The organism is Paenibacillus sp. FSL H8-0104 (assembly GCF_038050215.1).
Lineage (GTDB): Bacteria > Bacillota > Bacilli > Paenibacillales > Paenibacillaceae > Paenibacillus > Paenibacillus amylolyticus.
This window is the reverse complement of record NZ_JBBOTC010000001.1, coordinates 6,229,351-6,249,165: the sequence shown is the minus strand read 5'-3', so window position 1 is coordinate 6,249,165 and position 19,815 is coordinate 6,229,351. Positions and strand designations below refer to the sequence as shown.

Here is a 19,815-nt window from a genome sequence, read left to right as displayed (position 1 = left end):
GCGTGGAATATGAGTGATAGGAAATGCAAGTGTAACCCTTCAGGAAGTACAGCATATACTTGTTGTATACAGGGATGTTCGCCATGGGTGAGCATGACCTTCCGAGGAGGTGCAGTTGCCATGGTTGCTCATCTGACTATGATTCTGCTCATATACTTCCTGGCGGCAATGGCCGTTCATGCCATGCACCAGCGCCATCTTTCCCGTCCGGAATCTGAAGGTTTCGAGCAGATTCTGCTCATCCCTTCCAATCAGGCAGGGCGGATCGAAGGCATTGTAAGAGAACTTTGCCGGGAATTGTTATACCGTGGTAAGAGCTTCAGATTAACCGTTGTTGCTGATCGGACAGAAGCGGAAACGATTACGATTATTGAAAAGCTTATGCAAAGGCAAGGCATGGAGACATCTTATCTGCCTGCTGTCCCTGCTGATATTGAACGGGTAGCACAGACCGATCACACGTTTCGCCTGATTGATTTGCGTGAGTCAGAGCAATAAATCATCATGTGAACGGAAATGGGATTAGCATTTCGCAGATCTACAGTGAAAAGATTACAGCAGAAGCTGTAGTCTTTTTTTGTAATTGTAGCCAAGTCTGCTTTTAAATTAAAAATGGGTTTTTATGCAATCTATGGTTATTGTCTGGGTTTTGACGAGTTCATGAGTATTAAAATAAACTTTTCGAAGTCAGAACTCTTAATTTAAAAGTATAGACGATTCAGATTGGAAAAAGTTTCGCAATTTTAGAGAAAGATTCTGGTTATTAGCAGAATTTTATGATGGATCATGTTGTGTGACTAATGTTGTGATGTAGAGATTCAATTGGTATAGTGATAAGTAAGATTAATCATACGAAGATGGAATATGGACATGAAGCACATGCTCCGGCGAACAGCCGGGTTGGCATGTGCTTTTTTTGCGTTTAGGAGAAAGTACGATGGGGGAGGAGAGTAAATGAAGGTTGCTTTGTATGTGTGCCGTGTAGGGGAAGGGTGGAGCATGATCTTGTCCCTCGATATTCGAGTGGATGTGGCTTGGTGGCTGGAGGGAGGAAGTGGGCGACATGTGCTGCGCTGGTCGCTGTTAGACAAGGCGTTACCGTTAAGTCAGGCATCCTGGTTGGTTGAACATTATGAGATGGAGCGAGGTATGGATCAGTGGGGCCAGCGCGAATGGCAGAGTTATCTTGCACGGAAGCTGGATGTGTATGAATTGGCCTCTGGGGAAACAGAGGCCAGAAAAGGCATAGCGGGCAAAGCGGGAAGTACCGCTGTGCGTGGCAATCAGGTAGGCGGGATGCCAGAGCCGTATCCCGCCGGGCAGTGGGCTCAGCTGGAGCGGGACGCGGCCCTGCTGGCTGAGCGGATCAGCGGCCGCCAATTACTGGCGGCCGAGGCGGAGGCGTTGCTGGCGGATACCGCCCAGCCGCCAAGGGAGTGGCGCGCGGCTGCGCAGCTCGCGCGCTTGCACGGGCGGCTGAGTATCACAGCCGCCCTCGAAGGGCCTGCCACGCGCCGTCGGCACGCGTGGCTAGGACGCGCACGGAGCGCGCCCCGCTGCCACCGTTGCGGCAGCGAAGCCAGGCAGCGCGTGCCCTGCGCTGCCTGCGGCCTGGCGGCGTGCGCCTACTGCGAGGCTTGCCTCGCGCTGGGGCGCAGCCGTGCTTGTGCGCTGCTGCTACGCAGCGCAGCGCAAGGGGGCGTGCCACGACGCGGCGAAGCACCGCGTGGCACGGCTTTGGCCCACACCGGCGGCGGGCTCGCCCGGTGGGGGCTTAGCGCAGCGCAGAGCGCGGCAGCAGCCGCGGCGCTTGCGTTTTTGGCCGGCCCACCCGCAGGGGATGGGCCGGGGCGGTTTTTGCTGTGGGCCGTGACCGGGGCCGGCAAGACGGAAATGATATTCCCACTGCTCCAACATACATTGGATCGTGGCGGACGAGCGCTGGTCGCTACACCGCGCAGGGATGTGGTACTGGAACTGGCCCCGCGCCTGGCGAAAGCTTTTCCGGACACCTCGCTCGCTACCCTTTACGGAGGCAGTGACGAACGCTGGAAAGACGCTCAGCTCACGCTTGCGACCACACACCAACTGATGCGTTTTTATCAGGGGTTTGATCTCGTCATTATCGACGAACTGGATGCTTACCCGTACCACAACGATCCCATGCTCGCTCACGCGGCGGCATCCTCATGTAAACCAGACGGGAATTTCGTTTATCTATCTGCTACACCGCCAGCTCGGCTGCAGAGGGAAGCAGCACAGGGGAAACTAACCCATGCCAAAGTTCCAGTACGTTTCCACCGCCATCCTTTGCCCGTGCCAAGATTGATCAAAATGGTTACCGTTGCTGAATGTATTAAGAAACGAAATCTTCCTTCTGCCTTGAGGACTAACATCCAAATTTCATTGAAGCGTGACGCTCAGGTATTTGTCTTTGTAACACGCATTGCCCAGATTGAGGCGTTTGTGAATCTAATGCGTCGTACTTTTCCCGGAATCCATATCGAAGGAACTTCATCTCAGGACCCTGATCGCGCTAGCAAAGTTATAGCCTTTCGTGAACGCAAAATTCGTCTGCTCGTAACCACCACAATTTTGGAGCGTGGCGTTACCATTCCACGTAGCGACGTCTTTATATTGGATGCAGACAATGGTCTCTTTGATGAAGCATCGCTGGTCCAGATGGCGGGTAGAGCAGGGCGTTCCATGGATGACCCAGCGGGTAGAGTGGTTTTTGCATCATCTCGTCGGACACGTTCACAGGTGAAGGCCGTTGCACAAATTCGGAAAATGAACACCATCGCTCGTCGCAAAGGCTACCTGCACCCACCATCCTAAACTTAATCGTTATCTGACAAGTTCGTATCCACATTGCACAATACATTCCCAAGACTGGAGGTTTGCTCATCCATGTTCAACTGGTTCAGCAACATAACCGATCACGCGCAACACCTGACCCAGCGTCTCCATCACCTGCTCGCCCCGCCGGGAGCGACTTGTTTAACATGTGGTACTCGAGCGATTCTGTCTTCAATCTATCCGGGCATATGCCCACGTTGTGTGAAGCAGATTCCATGGATTCGTTCTATCCGCTGCCTGCGTTGTGGTCGGGGTGTTGGGTGCCCGGACTGTGCTCGTCCACACATGCAAAACCGTTCTTTTATCGCCAACCGCAGCGCCGTACAGTACAACGCTCTCATGAAAGAATGGATAGGCATGTACAAATTCAGAGGTCATGAAAGATACGCGCCGCTCTTAACCGCGCTGTTGATTCAAGCCTTTCAAGCGATGAGCGAAGAACGAAATTCTGCTTTGGCAAAAGAACCCCCAGCTCACGTGGCTCATATCGCCACGCCTGCTCAAAAAATGAAGCCGCAATGGCGGCCTGACGCGGTCACCTATGTCCCGGTGAGCAGCGAGCGTCTGGCCGAGCGTGGCTTCAATCAGGCGGAGCGGCTGGCTGCTGGGCTCGCCACCGCCTGCCGCCTACCCATCGTAGATCTGTTGCAGCGCCAGATCAACACCACTAAACAAAGCTTCAAATCACGCGGTGAGCGTATTGAAACGATGAAGAACGCCTTTTCCATCAACCTGTATGGCACGAAGTTAATTGAAGAGCTATACAAGGGATCTCATCTGCCAACACATATGGGCATATCGCATGCCACACCCATACAGATCCTGCTGATTGATGATATCTATACAACAGGCAGCACCTTGGACGCTTGTGGGCGGGTTATTCTAAATGCTGGCTTCCACATGGAGATTCCGGTCGAGATTTACACCCTGACACTGGCAAGATCCTAGAAAGTAAATCCAAGTAATAAATGACGGTCCAGCATTCTTCAGCCACTTTAGGTGGGTGATCTATACTGTATAATTAATAGTAGACAGGAAAGTATGTTCCTTTATTAATCATTGGTACGTTAATGCGTGTCTCCATTCCATTTATTCCATTTGAAATATAGTTGTTTGATGAAATTATAAATGAAAGCGTAATAAGAAATTTTTTACATGTAAAAAAGAGGAATTGGTTTTCTCGCGCAGAATAGATAGTTTTGCCGTTCACCACAGGTGACAGCATAGGGAGTGGCACAACATATCTGTTGAAGGGGAGAACAAAAGTGGTCGCAGGAAAAAGAAAAAATGGATTTTACTTATGGACTGTCCGTCTACTAGTATTCATGCTGGTATTCGGACAGTTTGGCGTGTACGGGGGGAACCGGGCACATGCAGCCGTAGGAAGTGGGATAGTCTCATCAAGTAATGATTACCAATATGTGTTGACCAACAACAACGGCCAATTACAGGTGAATCAAAAATCAGTTAAGCTGGGTTGGGTGAGATCATATGAGATTTCAACATCAGGATATTCTTTTAGGAGAAGCCAATCGATTAATGGAGCAGTTGAGGACATAACCAAGATTTCATTTGGCTCCTACACATCTACTTATGCCGGTAAAGTTACCAATGCCTTTATCATCGACTTTGCTGAGGTATGGGAGTATTACACGACTATGGAATACAGACAATCCGGAACCAATGTTGGAGTATGGAATAATTCCACCGTTGATGAATTTGGAATGACTACGCCAAGATATGTGCAAAGCTATGAGGCTACACAGTTAAGTCTTGTGATTAATGCCGATACAGGAGCGGTAGTAGATTTTGTATCTAACCTGAATCCGTATTACATACGGAAAGCAGAATCATTCAGTTTTGTAAAAGAGCCGGGGACAACACAGCCTATTACTACAATTCCTGCTGTCCCAACTAATTTGGCGGCTGATGCCAGTGATGTAGCTATTAATCTCAATTGGTCTGCTGCTCCACAAGCTGTTCAATATGAGATTGAAGAGAATGGCATAGTCAAAGGGCCTTTTTACGGAATCAATTATACACGTTCTTCACTTACACCCAATACTACATACACCTATAGGATACGTGGAATTAACAGACTAGGAGCTAGTGAGTGGAGTGAGCCGGTTGCAATAACAACCTTGCTTGAGAAACCTGTTTTGGCCGTAACACCAGAGGAAGGCAAGAATACGATTCAGTGGATGGCGGTTGAGTCTGCAGATCGCTACCAGTTGCAGATTGATGGTGGTACACCATTTGAATTAGGAAACGTAACTTCCTATGTACATGAAGGGCTTGAAGCTAATTCAACGCATACCTATGTGCTAAAATCCTTCTCGGCTAACAATGAGAGTGCGTGGAGTAAAATGGTGAGTCAGTTAACAGTACCTGATCGTACCAACGGGCTGACGGTTACTGATGCCACATTCAATAAATTAACGGTAGCTTGGACTGCGGTAAAGGGTGCTACCGGATATGATTTGGAGATTGATGGCACTAATGTTGCTGTAACAGGCACCACATATAGTAAAACTGGCCTTGCAGCCAATACAGAGTACACTTTTAGGATCAGACCTAAAAATGCTGGTGGTGCAGGAAGCTGGAGTGATGTAACTACAGGAATCACCCAGATGAGTACACCCGTTATTCAGTCCAACCCTTCACAAGAAGAAGTTGTTCTCATCTGGTCACCAGTTGATGGTGCAACGTCATATGAAGTTGAGGCGGATGGCGTTGTCGTTGGAGATATATCAGATTCAATCTATACGCACACAGGGCTCAAACCTGGAACGGTACATAAGTATCGTGTACGAGCTATAAGTGACAATAACATTAGCGCATGGTCGGCAGTGAAATCACAGAATACGTTGCCTGATTCCGTTAATGGATTGGTGGTCAGTGCAGCGACCAATGCAGCTGTAACTGTGAAATGGACAGCAGTAACCGGAGCCGCAGGTTATGATCTCGAGATCGATGGAACAGTTGTCCCTGTAACAGGAGTAACCTACACGAAGAATGGTCTCGCAGCAAATACAGATCATACCTTCCGTATTCGCTCAAAGAATGCCGCTGGTGCAGGGGCGTGGAGTGATCTGATCAGTGGAACGACACTTCTAAACACACCAGTATTGAAAGCAGCATCGGAAGAAACTGCAATCAATCTGACATGGGCTGATGTAGCAGACGCAACGAAATATGAAATTGAGGCTGATGGAGCAGTAGTGTCAACAGTAGAAGAACCTAGTTATAGCCATGCAGCACTGCTGCCAGGAACGGCGCATAAGTATCGCATTCGTGCGTTGACCGAGACCAATACAAGTGCATGGACAGCAATTCTGACGCAGAGTACATTGCCTGCAGCGGTATCAGGTCTCAGTATAACATCCACAACGAACGCCGCAATTTCCTTGAAATGGAGTGCAGTGACCGGTAGCTCTGGATATGACTTGGAGATTGATGGAGTGGTAGTTCCAGTTACTGGTTTAACATATACGAAGAGTGGTCTTGCAGCGAATACGGACCATACGTTCCGTATCCGTTCCAAGAATACGGCAGGTGTGGGTGTGTGGAGTGATGTGGTAAGTGGCAGGACTCAACTCAATACGCCTGTGCTGAAAGCATCTTCCCAAGAAGATGCAATTACTGTAACTTGGGCAGATGTTACTGATGCAACCAAATATGAAGTGGAGGCAGATGGTATTGTTGTAGCAACGGTTACGGCGCCAGTCTATACACATGAGAGTTTGACTCCAGGAACAACGCATAAGTACCGTGTAAGAGCCCTGACGGAGCTCAACGTTAGCCCTTGGACTGCACTTCTCACTCAGAATACTTTACCGGGTTCAGTCACAGGGTTGAGTGTAACCTCTGCAACCAATGTCGCTATCGCGCTTAAGTGGAATGCCGTAACTGGAGCAACGGGTTATGACTTGGAGATTGATGGCACGGTAGTAGCTGTAAGTGGATTAACATACAACAAGACAGGTCTTGCAGCCAATACGAATCATACGTTCCGCGTTCGCTCTAAAAATACGGCCGGTGCCGGAGTATGGAGTGATATCATTGATGGTACGACATTGTTGAATACCCCTATTTTAAAAGCTTCCTCGGAAGAGACTGCTATTACAGTAACATGGGCAGATGTATCAGATGCGATCAAGTATGAGATTGAAGCAGATGGCTCAATTGTTGCAACAGTTAATGAGCCGAAATATGTACATTCAAGTCTTCAGCCAGGAACAGCGCATAAGTATCGTGTACGAGCACTGACAGATACAAACAACGGGGCTTGGACTGCTGTCTTAAATCAAAATACACTACCAGGTTCAGTTACTGGACTGGGTATTACCTCTGTAACGAATACAACAATGGCTTTGAAATGGAATGCTGTAACCGGAGCAACAGGTTATGAGCTTGAAATTGATGGCACGGTAGTAGCTGCTACTGGATTAATCTACAACAAGACCGGACTTGCGGCTAATACGGATCATACGTTCCGCGTTCGCTCCAAAAATGCGGCAGGTGCCGGAGCATGGAGTGATGAGGTAAGTGGTACAACGTTATTGAATACCCCTGTTCTAAAAGCTTCCTCGGAAGAGACTGCGATTACATTGACATGGGCTGATGTAGCAGATGCAACCAAGTATGAGATTGAAGCAGATGGAGTCGTTACTGGTACAATTAGCGAACCGAAATATGTGCACACTAGTTTGCTTCCAGGAACGGCGCATAAATATCGTGTACGTGCACTGACGGACTCTAATACAGGTGCCTGGACTGCGGTGCTGACGCAAAATACGATACCTGCTTCGGTTACTGGTTTAAGTATTAGCTCCGTTACCAATGTAGCCATTGCCTTAAAATGGACGGCAGTAACGGGAGCAACAGGATATGATCTTGAGATCGATGGTACAGTTGTACCAGTAACGGGAGTAGCTTATACGAAGAGTGGGCTTGTGACAAATACGGATCACACGTTCCGTATTCGTTCTAAAAATACAGCAGGTGCAAGTATATGGAGTGAGATTGTAGATGGCACAACTTTACTTAACACACCTGTGCTGAAGGCTTCTTCTGAGGAACAAGCGGTCACCTTGACATGGCCTGAAGTTAAAGATGCAACCAAATATGAGATTGAAGCGGACGGAGTCTTAGTGGGTACTGTTAAGGTGCCTACTTATACTCACAATAATCTGATAGCTGGAACAGCACATAAATACCGCGTACGCGCTCTGACCGAAACCAATGTTGGAGCTTGGACTGCGGTCTTGACACAAAATACGTTGCCTGGTTCTGTGACCGGGCTAACGGTAACAAGTGTAACGAACACAGCTGTTGCTCTGAAGTGGAACGCAGTCTCAGGAGCGACGGGATATGACCTTGAAATTGATGGCACGGTGGTACCTGTTAGTGGAGTGGTTTACACCAAAACGGGACTTATCGCCAATACGGATCATACATTCCGTATTCGTTCCAAAAATATTGCTGGAGCTGGAGCTTGGGGAGATGTAACAGATGTTACAACCCAGTTAAACACACCTGCTCTGAAAGCAACATCAGAGGAAACAGCTACTACTTTGAATTGGCTTGATATTAAAGATGCAACTAAATATGAAATTGAGGCAGATGGAACAATTGTTTCTACAGTAACCGATCCCTCATATGTTCATAGTAATTTGCTTGCAGGAACATCGCACACCTATCGTGTGCGTGCATTAACGGATAAGAACAGCAGCGCTTGGTCTACGGTCTTGACTCAAAGCACTATACCAGGCAGTGTGACTGGATTGAGTATGAATTCTGCAACAACAGTAGCAATTTCTATGAAGTGGAATGCGGTTACGGGAGCAACAGGATACGATCTTGAGATCGATGGTAAAATAGTTGCTGTAACGGCTCTGGCTTATACCAAAACAGCACTTCTAGCCAATACAGAGCATACCTTCCGCATTCGTGCCAAAAATGCTGCCGGCATTGGTAGCTGGAGTGAGATTGTAACCGCCTCGACCCAATTAAATGTACCAACAACACTGAAAGCTGTACCTGAAGAAACCGCAGTTACGCTGACATGGAATGAAGTTGTTGGTGCAACAAAATATGAGATTGAGGCAGATGGCATAGTGGTTGCTACTGTAAGTGATCTCTTGTATGTCCATAATGGAGTACTTGGTGGAACGATTCATAAATATCGTATTCGTGCCCTGACCGACACTAATGTGAGTGCATGGACAGCAATATTGTCCCAAACTACGTTACCTGCAAGTGTCTCAGGCTTGAGTATTAACTCTGCAACCACAGCGGCTATTGCGCTGAGATGGAGTGCTGTAACTGGAGCTACCGGGTATGATCTGGAGATTGATGGTACGGTGGTTGCCGTGAGTGGAGTAGCTTATACGAAGAGCGGACTTGCACCAAATACGGAGCATACCTTCCGGATTCGGGCCAAAAATGCTTCTGGTGCGGGAGCTTGGAGTGAGATCATAGCGGGAATGACTCAATTAACTACACCTGTGCTCAAAGGAACTTCAGACAGAACAAACGTTATTCTGACATGGGAAGCGGCTATCGGTGCTTCGTCTTACGAAATTGAAGCCGATGGGCAAATTGTGGCGGCTGTCAGTGATACAACGTTTATTCATTCTGACCTGTTACCGTTCAGTTCGCATAAATATCGTATTCGGGCATTCAATGATCAGAACACAAGCATATGGTCTTCTGTACTAAGTATTAGAACATTGAATTAGTAATGTATAAGGGGGAATGGGTTTGCATATATGTGCATCCTGTTCCCCTTTTTTGCTTTGTAAATAGACTATGGCTTCATCAGAGAAAATAAGGTAATGTATAATTATTATCTATTCGGAAATGGAAGTTTGAGAGGGGCGTTTTAGCGATGAATCTAGGTAATTGTCCTCGCTGTGGTAAATTATATGCGTTGAATTTTCGAGATGTATGCTCGAATTGTATTAAGGAAATGGAACAGGAATATCAGATCTGTGTAGATTATTTGCGCGAAAATAAAGGCACCAATATCCAGGAACTATCTGATGCAACAGAAGTTTCGATCAAAACCATTACCAAGTTCATCCGTGAGGGACGGATTTCCATCGAAAATGCCCCGAATATGATGTATCCTTGTGAAGTATGCGGAACATTGATTCGTGAAGGTCATATGTGTGACTCTTGTCGTCATCGCTTGACGAAAGACTTGGCTAGTGCAGCTCGTGATGTAGGTCAGAAGGATAACGGCATTATAGGCGGACGAACCTACAATGCTCTCGACAAACTACGCGATTCATAGGAACGAGGTCTTAAATACAGATCTTGCTATAACAAATGTTTTGAAACGTACCGATAAACTTATTAAAGATTATCGGTTTTTTTTATTATCCTAATCATTTCGATAACATAAAGATAAAGTAAGAAAAACGTATATCAACATAAACTCCTAATCATGGAAGGAAGTGCATTTTAAATGAAAATCAATGAACCGAGTAGAATTGGCGCCATCAATTCATATCAAAGGAACGTTGAATCCAATCAGCAGGCTGATGCCAAGAAGAGCCGCCGTAAGGACGAAGTATCCATTTCTCCGGAGGCGATGAAGATGCTTGAGGAACAAGGGCGTACACAAGATGCAGGACGCATTCAGCGGATACAGGAACTGAAAGAACAGGTCAGTTCGGGAACGTATCAGGTAGACAGCAGCAAGCTTGCTGACAAATTGCTACCGTATTTTAAGTCTTTTGATAAGGAATAGGTGATCACGCAATGGCAGCACTGGATAGATTAATTGCAGTTTTGCAGCAAATGGAACAAAGTCACCGCGATATGCTGGCACTCAGCGAGGTCAAGAGACAGGTCATTGTCAAAAACGATGTGGATGAACTCATTGCCATTCTGAACAAAGAATCCCGTTTCATGAAACAACAGGAGCCATTGGAGATTGAACGGCAGAGCGCAGTTCACGAATTGCTTCAGGAGCGTGGGATCAAGTCCATGCTGAACCTGAACATTACGGAGATCTCCAAACTGATTTTTGATCCGGCTGACAAACTGCGATTGCTTGAAGCCCAGAAAAAGCTGGCGGAAACACTGCATGAATTAAAGGAAATCAATCAACTGAATCAAAAGCTGATCGAGCAATCGTTGATGTTTATTGATCTTTCAATGGATATCTTTGCTTCTCGGCCAGAACAGGATGCCACATATCAGCATCCTGCTGATAAGAACGGTAATCCAGGGCGAATCGGTCTGTTTGACACGCGTGCCTGATTAAATTAGGGGGAAACCAGAGTGACATCAACATTTCATTCAATCGAAACGGCTAAACGCAGTTTGTTCACACAGACGACAGCTCTTAGCACAACAGGCCACAACGTAGCCAATGCCAACACCGAAGGGTACTCGCGGCAAAAGGTAAACATGCAGGCATCCATTGCCATGGAGCCGTTTGCATTTCTGCACAGCACTACACCAGGACAGCTCGGTACAGGGGTGGAGTTCGATTCGATTACGCGTGTGCGCGAGAAATTCCTGGATGACCAATATCGTAATGAAAACACCAACTTCGGGAGTTGGTCCATTCAACGAGACACGCTTGAGAAACTTGAAGCTATTGTGAATGAACCATCAAACACCGGATTTCGGACGGTTATGGATAATTTCTATAAATCATGGTCAGATCTGAGTAAGAATCCTGAGGATGTTACAGCACGTCGGATCGTGAAAGAAACGACTCTGGCGCTGACAGATGCGATGAACCAGATTAGCCGCCAACTGGGTTCGCTTAGTCAGGATTTGGATAGCAACATCGCGGTCAAAGGTAATGAGATCCAAGGTTACCTGGGTAACATTGCGAACCTTAACAGTGCTATTGTGAAAGTAGAGTCTCTTGGCGACAATGCCAACGATTTGCGTGACCAACGTGATCTGATGACGGACAAGCTGTCTAAAATCATGAATGTTACTGTTACGGATTCTCCACAAGGATATCAGATTCAAATGAATGGACAAGCACTTGTTACAGGCGGAGCAGTGCAGGTTGCAGTAGATCCTGCTTTTCTGAATGCCGCGTATACAGCAGGCACGCTCACTAATGGTGAAGTCCACGGCATGATTAAGTCCAGAGACACGTTGGTAAGTGATTACCAGAAACAAATGGATGACTTGGCTAATACCCTTGCTAACGGAGATATCGAGATTACTCTTCCTGCGGGTTCTGTTTTACCTGATAATACGATCCTTGATGGAGTTACATACACAGGTGCAGCACGGACACTAGCTACAGATCTCAAGGTTACAGTCAAAGGTCTGAACGGACTGCATCAGCTTGGATACAGCATGGATGGAACTAACTCTGGAGGATTACCATTCTTTACAGCAGCGGGTGGTGGAACAGCCATTACAGCTGGTAATATTTCATTGAACGCAGAGATCCTGGCTGATCCGAATAAGATTGCGACCTCACTCCGCACATCGGATGCTTCTGGTACAGAGACTGTAATCAAAGGTAATAATACACTTGCTATCTTGCTGGCGAATCTGAAAGATACACCGATGAAATCTGCAGACGGATTACGTAATGCAACGATCGGTGCACAATTCAGTGCTATTGTGGGACAACTGGGGGTACAATCTCAGGAAGCTGCACGTCAGACATCCAACTCGGAGTTCCTTGTGGAGCAAGTGGACACCCGTCGTCAATCTGTTAGTGGTGTATCGCTGGATGAAGAGATGGCCAACATGATTAAGTTCCAACATGCTTATAGTGCTTCTGCACGTTTCATGACCACATATGATCAACTTCTCGATAAATTGATTAACTCTACCGGCATGGTAGGCAGATAATAGAAGGGAGTGACTAACAACCATGAGAATAACAAATAACATGCTTAGTTCACAGTTGCTTTTGAACCTGAACCGGAATGCACAGCAAATGAACAATACTCAGACTCAACTGGCAACAGGCCGTAAAATTAACAAGCCTTCGGATGATCCGGTAGGAATCACTTACTCCCTTCGTTATCGGGCAGAACTTTCATCCAATGAGCAGTATCAGAAAAACGTAGACAGTGCGGTTTCCTGGCTTGAGTTTAACGATACTGTTATGAATCAGGCGGGGAATGTCGTGCAGCGTCTACGTGAGCTGACGGTACAAGCTTCGACAGGAACGAATCCTCAGTCCGCGCTGGACAGTATCAATGAAGAGGTAAAACAGCTTAATGAACAGTTGATTGATATCTCCAATAGTAAGCTTAACGGGAAATATGTTTTCAATGGTGAGACCTATGATGTGAAACCATATGATTTCCCTGCAAATCTAGATGGTACTTTGGATACAACGAATGCTGCTTCTGTTGTTACTGATAAAGGAAAAATTAACTTCATTGTAGGTGAAAGTGTCCAATTGCCTATTAATGTGAGTGGTAATGAAGTATTTGGAACAGAGACGGAAGAAGACAATCTTTTTGTCATCATGAATACGATCATGCAAGCTTTGACGGAAGGTGATCAGAAAGAGCTATCTGATCAGCTGGACAACATCGATAGTCGAATGGGTAAAATGTTGTCGATTCGATCTGAAATCGGCGCAAAGACTAACCGTGTTGACCTGATGATGGGGCGTTTGGAGGATCTCGGTATTAACTTGACAGATCTGCAATCCAAGGTGGAAGATGCGGATTACGCCGAACTATCCTTGCAATCTAAAATTCAAGAAAATATCTATAATGCTTCTCTTTCAGCAGGTGCCAAAATCATCTCGCCATCTCTGGTGGACTTCCTGAGATAATATAAGGAGGAGTTATGTTATGAACACTCTTCCTGTTGTTCAGATTCGAACTACACCATCTATATTAAACATGGATGCTGACCCTGGACAGTACTCCATTCGTCAACCTAAGGCGGAGGTTCAACTTCATACCAAACCTGCAAAACTGACTGTACAAAGCCATCCAATTGAGCTGAATGTTGATCAAAGCAGGGCATTCTCTGCATATACTGGTGGTAACATGATTGATATGAACGCTCGTATTTATTCGGGGATCCAACAGAAATTTCTGCAAAACATAGCTTCGCGTGTGGAGCAGGGTAATCAGTTAGCGGCTATTCATAAACCGGGAAATACGATTGCTAATATTGTGGGTACCGATTGGAAGCCGCAACCTTTTCCGGAGACGAGAACCCCTGCTTCTTTTGATAACGTGGATATTCGTATCAACACAAGACCTCCAGATATCAGCTATGATCCCGCGGTCTCTGAGATGAACGTTATCGTGAATAAGCCAGAGATTGAGTATCAGAGAGGTAAGCTGGACATTTATGTGAAACAGTACGCATCAGTACAATACACTCCACCAGCCATAGATATGGAGTTATAAGTTATAATGTGAGCTATAGACGGTCTCGGACACAGCCCTCTATGGCTCTTTTTGTATAAATTCATCGCCAAGGAGGCGTTTATTATTCATATTCAGACAAGCGTGTGGGGAGAAGTAGAGGTTCAGGAGAAAGATATATATCAATTTCCAAAAGGGTTACCTGGATTTGAAGAGGAGACTGAGTTCGCGCTAATCCCATGGGAAGACACGCCTTTTAGTTATTTACAATCTGTTCGAGAAAAGGAGTTGTCTTTCTTATTGGTAAGTCCATTTACGTTTGTTACGGATTATAGTTTTGAGTTAAGCGAAGTGGATAAGGAAGAATTGGAGATTGCAGAGCAAGTATCTGTATACTCGCTGGTCACAATTCATTCCCAGACGAATAATTCCACAATGAACCTTCTTGCACCTGTTGTGCTCAATCCGGAAAAGCGTCTAGGCAAGCAAGTTATACTCCATCAGTCAATTTATGAAACGCGCCATCTAATCTGGTCAGAAGACGAAGAAGCTAAATCCGTGAAGGGTGGGGTGTGACATGTTGGTATTATCTCGAAAAAAAGGCGAGTCTATAGTTATTCAGGATCACATTGAAGTAACTGTTCTTGCAGTCGAAGGAGATACCGTACGCATCGGGATATCTGCACCCAAGCATATTGATATCTATCGCCAAGAGATTTATGCATCTATTCAAGAAGCAAATAGAGAGTCGGCAACACCGCTTGCAGCCAATGTTGAGGCCTTTATGGAGCGTCTTAGAAATAACGAAATAAAAAAAGATTAAAAAATATTCCAATTTGCTATAAACAGTTGTTCACCTTCCGTCGATATATAATTTAGACGCTGCTTCGGCAGGGCGGCCGACCTTAATGTCGCGGCGTTTACCACATGGATGTGGAATTAATTTATTTTCAGGGAGGAAACACTCTAATGATTATCAACCATAATATCGCGGCATTGAACACACACCGTCAATTGTCTGCAAACACTGCTAACACTAACAAAAATATCGAAAAATTGTCTTCCGGTCTTCGCATCAACCGTGCTGGTGACGATGCTGCAGGTCTGGCAATTTCCGAAAAAATGCGCGGCCAAATCCGTGGTTTGGACCAAGCTTCCCGTAACGCTCAAGATGGTATCTCTTTGATCCAAACAGCTGAGGGTGCATTGAACGAAACTCACTCCATCCTGCAACGTCAACGCGAGATTGCCAACCAATCCGCGAACGGAACGAATACAGATTCTGATCGTCAAGCTTTGCAAGACGAAATGAATCAACTGACTTCCGAAATCAACCGTATCGGTAACACAACTGAGTTCAATACTCAAAAATTGCTGAACGGTGGTATCGGTTCTGGAGACAACGCTAAGTTGACTCAAGCTACTAAAGCTACTATTGCTAGTACTGCAACATTCGCTGGAGGAGACACAACTGGTCAAACAGCTTCTATCACTGTTGATGGTAAGACTTTCGATCTTTCCGAGCTTTTGAATAAAGACCACACTGCAACTACAAAAGCAGACTTTGCTGATGCATTGAAAAATGTAACTTCTGGTGGAGTGAAATTGAGCGACCTAGTTGATGTTGATTCTAGTGGTACTGGTCTGAAATTTACTGCTAAATCTGCTGGAGCTACAAGCACGCTTGAGTTGAAAGTAGGCACAGGTGACAATGAAGCAGCAGTTATGTTGGGCCAAACTGATGCAGCTGCAGCGAATGCTGTTGGTAAAGTTAAAGGAGATCCAGCTACTGTAGAGCGTTCCGGTCTGCAAGCTGGCACTGACCTTACTGCAGTTGCAGCTAATCCTAGCATTGCATCCAATGCTTCGTTGAAATTCACTGTTGGTACAGACAGTGAAGTAGAAGTAGTTCTTAATTCTGGCAAAGATGCAAAAGTATATGATACAAAAAATGCGGATGCTAACGTAGCAAAAGCGGCTATGGACGATCTGGTTAAAGATCTGAACGCTGCATTGCAAACTGCTGGACTGGACAGCAAAGTTACTGCTTCATTGTCTAAAGATAATAAAATTCAGTTCCTTTCTGAAACTGGTAAAGATATCAGTGTCGCTGCAGGTGCTGGTGGAGCTTTGGCGGGACTTGGTTTTGCTGGTACAGAAACCGTTAAAAACGTCGAGCAAGTTGTTGGCGCTGGAGCACAAGGAACAGGCTTCTCCACGAAGTTCCAAATCGGTGCTAACACTGGTCAATCCATGTCCTTGACAATCAACGATGTTCGTTCCGCTGCCCTGGGTATTACAGGTAACGCTGGACAAGCTGGTTTCACAAAAGAGAACTCCGTTACTAACGGAACAAACGATATCAAAGCTGAAGCAGCTCTTAACATCTCCACTCGTGAAGATGCTTCCAAAGCAATCAACATCTTGGATAAAGCAACTTCCCTTGTTTCCAGCGAGCGTGCTAAATTGGGTGCTGTTCAAAACCGTCTAGAGCATACGATCAACAACTTGGGAACGGCTTCCGAGAACTTGACAGCTGCTGAATCCCGTATCCGTGACGTTGATATGGCGAAAGAAATGATGCAACAAACGAAAAACAACATCTTGGCTCAAGCAGCTCAAGCTATGTTGGCTCAAGCTAACCAACAACCACAAGGTGTTCTGCAATTGCTTCGTTAATTTCACCTTGCTTCATCTTAAACCTTGGATCTCTGATCCAAGGTTTTTTTATTGGATTTTACATATTTCCTAAAGCTCGACAGCTTATAAGCCGATATATATTATAAATGCGAAATAATTGGAGGTCGTTCAAGGGTGAATATTCAATTTTCCTTATCCGCTGCCTCATCTGCAAGTAATCCTGCTATAGAGGTACAGAACCCGGCAGGCGCTTCTCAAGCGGGAACCGACACAGCAAACATCAGGACAGCGAAAGAAGCCTATAGTAAAGAAAAGCAGGGTTTAAATCTATCCATGGGAGAAGAATTACTCATCCGTAATATTGACCGTGCGGTGAAAGCATTACAAGGTCCTGAGACAACGCTGGATATCAGCATCCACGAGAAGACACATGATATCATGGTCAAAGTACTGAACAAAGAAACGGGAGAAGTGCTTCGTGAGATTCCGCCTGAGAAGACATTGGATCTGGTAGCCAAGATGATGGAAATAGCGGGCATCCTGATCGACGAGAAAGTATAAAGGTACAAAGTAACTTAATGAGCGAGGAGTGAATTTATGCGTATTAACGGATTTTCCGGTATGGACATCGATAGTATGGTTAAGGAACTCATGACAGCCAAAAGGGCTCCGCTGGATAAATTGAATCAAAAAAAGACGACACTGGAATGGCAACGTGACAGTTATCGTGAATTGAATAGTAAGATGTATGAGTTCCGTAATACCAAGCTACAACAGACATATAGACAATCAACAGCGCTTAATACACAAAAGGCGGTTGTAACAGGTAATACGGATGCGGTTAAAGCTGAAGCAGGTGCAGCAGCTAATGGTATTAAAATGGAGGTTTCGGTTGCGCAGCTTGCTACTGCGAAAGCTCAAGAAACCGATGGGAAGGGCCAAGGTTATAGTTCGAGGCAGTCGTTAGCTGAATTAGCAAACGGCATAAAATTTGGAGAGCCAACTACAAGTTTAGGCGCAAGCGATAATACAAAAGAATACAAGATTAAGATTAATGATGTAGAAATGACTTTTACAGGGCAGGATACAGTCTCTTCTATTATTGCAAAAATCAATAGTAAGACGGAATTAAACGTAAAAGCTAGTTTTGATGAACTGACAGGAAAGTTTACCATTGCTTCTAAAGATCTAGGCTCTAAAGGCACACTTAAGGTTGAGGCACCAGGCGCTGGGAATAATTCGCTAATGGATTTATTTGGGCAAAACTCTACTGCAGTAATCAATGAGGTTGTAGCGAAGGATGCTATTGTTTTAATCAATGGTGTGAAGTTAGATCCTCCACCTTCAAGTAATGTGATTACTTACAATGGGGTGCAAATGAATTTGCTTTCAACGACTGCAAGTTCATTTACGGAGAATAATGGTGCAATTACATTGAATGGTGATAAACCCTTTACAATCAATACGCAAAATGATCCTGATAAGGCTCTTTCAACGGTTAAGTCCTTTATAGAAGATTATAATAAAATGCTAGAATTGTTAAATACCAAGGTTAGTGAAGAGAAGTATCGTAGCTTCCAACCGTTAACTACAGAACAACGTAGCGTTATGTCAGAAAGTGACATTAAGTTGTGGGAAGAAAAGGCCAAGAGTGGTCTTCTTAAAAACGATGATATCCTTACGAACTTAGCTTCAACGATGAGAAACATCATGGGCGAGAAAATGGGAGAACTAAGTAGTATTGGAATCACAGGTGGTAAGTATTACGAAAATGGGAAAATATACTTGGATGAGGATAAGTTTAAAAAAGCCATACTTGATAATCCTCAGCAGGTCTCTGATTTATTACAAGGTACGGGTGCCGGTGCAGATAGCTCTATTTTTGGCAAGATGTATAAAGAGATGGATACAGCAATGAGCAAAGTTGCAGAACGTGCCGGTACGACTAAATTTAGCGGTGATGTTAACAGTCTATTCAAGGAAGAGAGCGTCATGGGTAAAACGCTCAAAGGCTATAATACTCAGATTACAGCCTTGGAAAAACGCCTGAGTGCTCTTGAAAATCGTTACTACAAACAATTCACGGCTATGGAAACGGCTATGAGCAAGTATCAAAGTCAGGCTTCAAGCTTATCCAGTTTCTTCTCCAGCTAAGTTAACTTAAAGATTGAAAGGGTGTAAATATGATTAAGTCTCCATATGATCAATATCGTCAGTCGTCCGTTCAGACCTCTTCACCAGGTCAGTTGTTGATAATGTTATATGATGGGGCTATTCGTTTTGTACGGACAGCGATTGATGGATTGGGTGCCAAGGATTATCAGAAGGTTAGTTTGAATCTTGGAAAAGCACAAACCATTGTTAGCGAGTTATCAGTTACATTGGATCGCTCTTCTGATATTGCAGAGAATCTTAATGCTTTGTATGAATATATTAATTTCCTTCTTATTGATGCTAATACGAAAAAAACTGCTGAGCCAGCTGAGGAAGCTTTGGGTTATTTGAAAGAGTTGAAAGAGACCTGGGTTCAGGCAAGCAAAATGGTATCCTCATCTGAACTTGGAGCCGTTCATGGATGATTTGATTAAAGAGCTAGAGCGGCTAACGCAAGATATCATGCTTCAGATTGATGATGTGAGTTCAGATGAATTGGAACTATTTGTGGACAAGCGTCAGAACATTATTGATTCTATGTTAAAGCAGGATCAGCGCGAAGCTTCAGTGCCTCAACAAGCACGGCTTAAGAAGATTATGGATAATGATCATGCCATTCTGATGCGCATGAACAGCTTGAAAATAGAAGCAAAAGACTGGCTCATTCAACGCAAGCAGGCTAAAGTACAAAAGAATGCATATGAGATGTCTTACGCAGTGGACAGTATTATTGTAGACACAAAAAGATATTAAATAAGAATTCAGAAGGATGTAAGATACCTGTGAGGGATATTTTGCGTCCTTTTTCTGTTGTGTTCTCTTT

Annotated in this window: 17 protein-coding genes; all 17 read left to right on the top strand. The window is 45.1% G+C overall.

The features are described from left to right. The first annotated feature begins 93 nt into the window (after positions 1-93). The 17 genes from NST38_RS27550 to NST38_RS27470 all read left to right on the top strand — a co-directional run bounded on the left by NST38_RS27550 (position 94) and on the right by NST38_RS27470 (position 19,745). Positions 94-498, top strand: a complete 405-nt coding sequence (locus NST38_RS27550) for a hypothetical protein (protein WP_143781457.1) — start codon at positions 94-96, stop codon at positions 496-498. Between the two features lie 456 nt (positions 499-954). Next, a complete protein-coding gene (locus NST38_RS31695; protein WP_076254045.1) occupies positions 955-2,838 on the top strand; it encodes a helicase-related protein in 1,884 nt (627 codons plus the stop codon). A 306-nt stretch (positions 2,839-3,144) separates the two neighbouring features. Next, a complete protein-coding gene (locus NST38_RS27540) occupies positions 3,145-3,807 on the top strand; it encodes a ComF family protein (protein ID WP_256720189.1) in 663 nt (220 codons plus the stop codon). 251 nt (positions 3,808-4,058) lie between these two features. Further along, entirely contained in the window at positions 4,059-9,602 is a 5,544-nt protein-coding gene (locus NST38_RS27535) for a fibronectin type III domain-containing protein (RefSeq protein ID WP_180361732.1), read from the top strand. 149 nt (positions 9,603-9,751) lie between these two features. Then, positions 9,752-10,159, top strand: a complete 408-nt coding sequence (locus NST38_RS27530; RefSeq protein WP_076254051.1) for a TIGR03826 family flagellar region protein — start codon at positions 9,752-9,754, stop codon at positions 10,157-10,159. Positions 10,160-10,333: 174 nt separating this feature from the next. Beyond that, positions 10,334-10,618 carry a flagellar biosynthesis anti-sigma factor FlgM gene (gene flgM / locus NST38_RS27525; RefSeq protein WP_053779526.1) on the top strand — a complete coding sequence of 95 codons (285 nt, stop codon included), beginning with the start codon at positions 10,334-10,336 and terminating at the stop codon, positions 10,616-10,618. A gap of 11 nt (positions 10,619-10,629) precedes the next feature. Further along, positions 10,630-11,133 carry a flagellar protein FlgN gene (locus tag NST38_RS27520; RefSeq protein WP_076254054.1) on the top strand — a complete coding sequence of 168 codons (504 nt, stop codon included), beginning with the start codon at positions 10,630-10,632 and terminating at the stop codon, positions 11,131-11,133. A gap of 21 nt (positions 11,134-11,154) precedes the next feature. Further along, positions 11,155-12,708 (top strand): flagellar hook-associated protein FlgK, encoded by a 1,554-nt coding sequence (gene flgK, locus NST38_RS27515; RefSeq protein WP_076254056.1) that lies wholly within the window; start codon positions 11,155-11,157, stop codon positions 12,706-12,708. Positions 12,709-12,730: 22 nt separating this feature from the next. Continuing rightward, a complete protein-coding gene (flgL, locus tag NST38_RS27510) occupies positions 12,731-13,651 on the top strand; it encodes a flagellar hook-associated protein FlgL (RefSeq protein WP_076254058.1) in 921 nt (306 codons plus the stop codon). A gap of 19 nt (positions 13,652-13,670) precedes the next feature. Next, on the top strand, positions 13,671-14,240 hold the full coding sequence (locus NST38_RS27505) for a DUF6470 family protein (protein WP_076254060.1): 570 nt from the start codon (positions 13,671-13,673) through the stop codon (positions 14,238-14,240). A gap of 51 nt (positions 14,241-14,291) precedes the next feature. After that, positions 14,292-14,774, top strand: a complete 483-nt coding sequence (fliW, locus tag NST38_RS27500; RefSeq protein WP_257467791.1) for a flagellar assembly protein FliW — start codon at positions 14,292-14,294, stop codon at positions 14,772-14,774. A gap of 1 nt (position 14,775) precedes the next feature. Further along, on the top strand, positions 14,776-15,021 hold the full coding sequence (gene csrA, locus NST38_RS27495) for a carbon storage regulator CsrA (protein WP_076254062.1): 246 nt from the start codon (positions 14,776-14,778) through the stop codon (positions 15,019-15,021). Between the two features lie 146 nt (positions 15,022-15,167). Beyond that, positions 15,168-16,877 (top strand): flagellin N-terminal helical domain-containing protein, encoded by a 1,710-nt coding sequence (locus tag NST38_RS27490; RefSeq protein ID WP_076254063.1) that lies wholly within the window; start codon positions 15,168-15,170, stop codon positions 16,875-16,877. A 135-nt stretch (positions 16,878-17,012) separates the two neighbouring features. Then, the gene (locus NST38_RS27485) at positions 17,013-17,399 is read left to right on the top strand and encodes a flagellar protein FlaG (RefSeq protein ID WP_076254065.1); all 387 of its coding nucleotides are present in this window, start codon (positions 17,013-17,015) and stop codon (positions 17,397-17,399) included. A 36-nt stretch (positions 17,400-17,435) separates the two neighbouring features. Further along, positions 17,436-18,992, top strand: a complete 1,557-nt coding sequence (fliD, locus tag NST38_RS27480; protein WP_340028262.1) for a flagellar filament capping protein FliD — start codon at positions 17,436-17,438, stop codon at positions 18,990-18,992. A 29-nt stretch (positions 18,993-19,021) separates the two neighbouring features. Next, complete coding sequence (gene fliS / locus NST38_RS27475; protein WP_091036383.1) at positions 19,022-19,417, top strand: flagellar export chaperone FliS; 396 nt, start codon at positions 19,022-19,024, stop codon at positions 19,415-19,417. Beyond that, positions 19,410-19,745, top strand: coding sequence for a hypothetical protein (locus NST38_RS27470; RefSeq protein WP_341344223.1), 336 nt, complete (start codon positions 19,410-19,412; stop codon positions 19,743-19,745). Before fliS ends, NST38_RS27470 begins: the two co-directional genes overlap by 8 nt. The last annotated feature ends 70 nt before the right edge of the window (positions 19,746-19,815 follow it).

What these genes read in the sequence shown, in the direction of transcription:
- NST38_RS27550 (WP_143781457.1), top strand. Translation starts at nt 94, where the DNA reads ATGACCTTCCGAGGAGGTGCAGTTGCCATGGTTGCTCATCTGACTATG.
- NST38_RS31695 (WP_076254045.1), top strand. Translation starts at nt 955, where the DNA reads ATGAAGGTTGCTTTGTATGTGTGCCGTGTAGGGGAAGGGTGGAGCATG.
- NST38_RS27540 (WP_256720189.1), top strand. Translation starts at nt 3,145, where the DNA reads ATGCAAAACCGTTCTTTTATCGCCAACCGCAGCGCCGTACAGTACAAC.
- NST38_RS27530 (WP_076254051.1), top strand. Translation starts at nt 9,752, where the DNA reads ATGAATCTAGGTAATTGTCCTCGCTGTGGTAAATTATATGCGTTGAAT.
- flgM (WP_053779526.1), top strand. Translation starts at nt 10,334, where the DNA reads ATGAAAATCAATGAACCGAGTAGAATTGGCGCCATCAATTCATATCAA.
- NST38_RS27520 (WP_076254054.1), top strand. Translation starts at nt 10,630, where the DNA reads ATGGCAGCACTGGATAGATTAATTGCAGTTTTGCAGCAAATGGAACAA.
- flgL (WP_076254058.1), top strand. Translation starts at nt 12,731, where the DNA reads ATGAGAATAACAAATAACATGCTTAGTTCACAGTTGCTTTTGAACCTG.
- NST38_RS27505 (WP_076254060.1), top strand. Translation starts at nt 13,671, where the DNA reads ATGAACACTCTTCCTGTTGTTCAGATTCGAACTACACCATCTATATTA.
- csrA (WP_076254062.1), top strand. Translation starts at nt 14,776, where the DNA reads ATGTTGGTATTATCTCGAAAAAAAGGCGAGTCTATAGTTATTCAGGAT.
- NST38_RS27490 (WP_076254063.1), top strand. Translation starts at nt 15,168, where the DNA reads ATGATTATCAACCATAATATCGCGGCATTGAACACACACCGTCAATTG.
- fliD (WP_340028262.1), top strand. Translation starts at nt 17,436, where the DNA reads ATGCGTATTAACGGATTTTCCGGTATGGACATCGATAGTATGGTTAAG.
- fliS (WP_091036383.1), top strand. Translation starts at nt 19,022, where the DNA reads ATGATTAAGTCTCCATATGATCAATATCGTCAGTCGTCCGTTCAGACC.
- NST38_RS27470 (WP_341344223.1), top strand. Translation starts at nt 19,410, where the DNA reads ATGGATGATTTGATTAAAGAGCTAGAGCGGCTAACGCAAGATATCATG.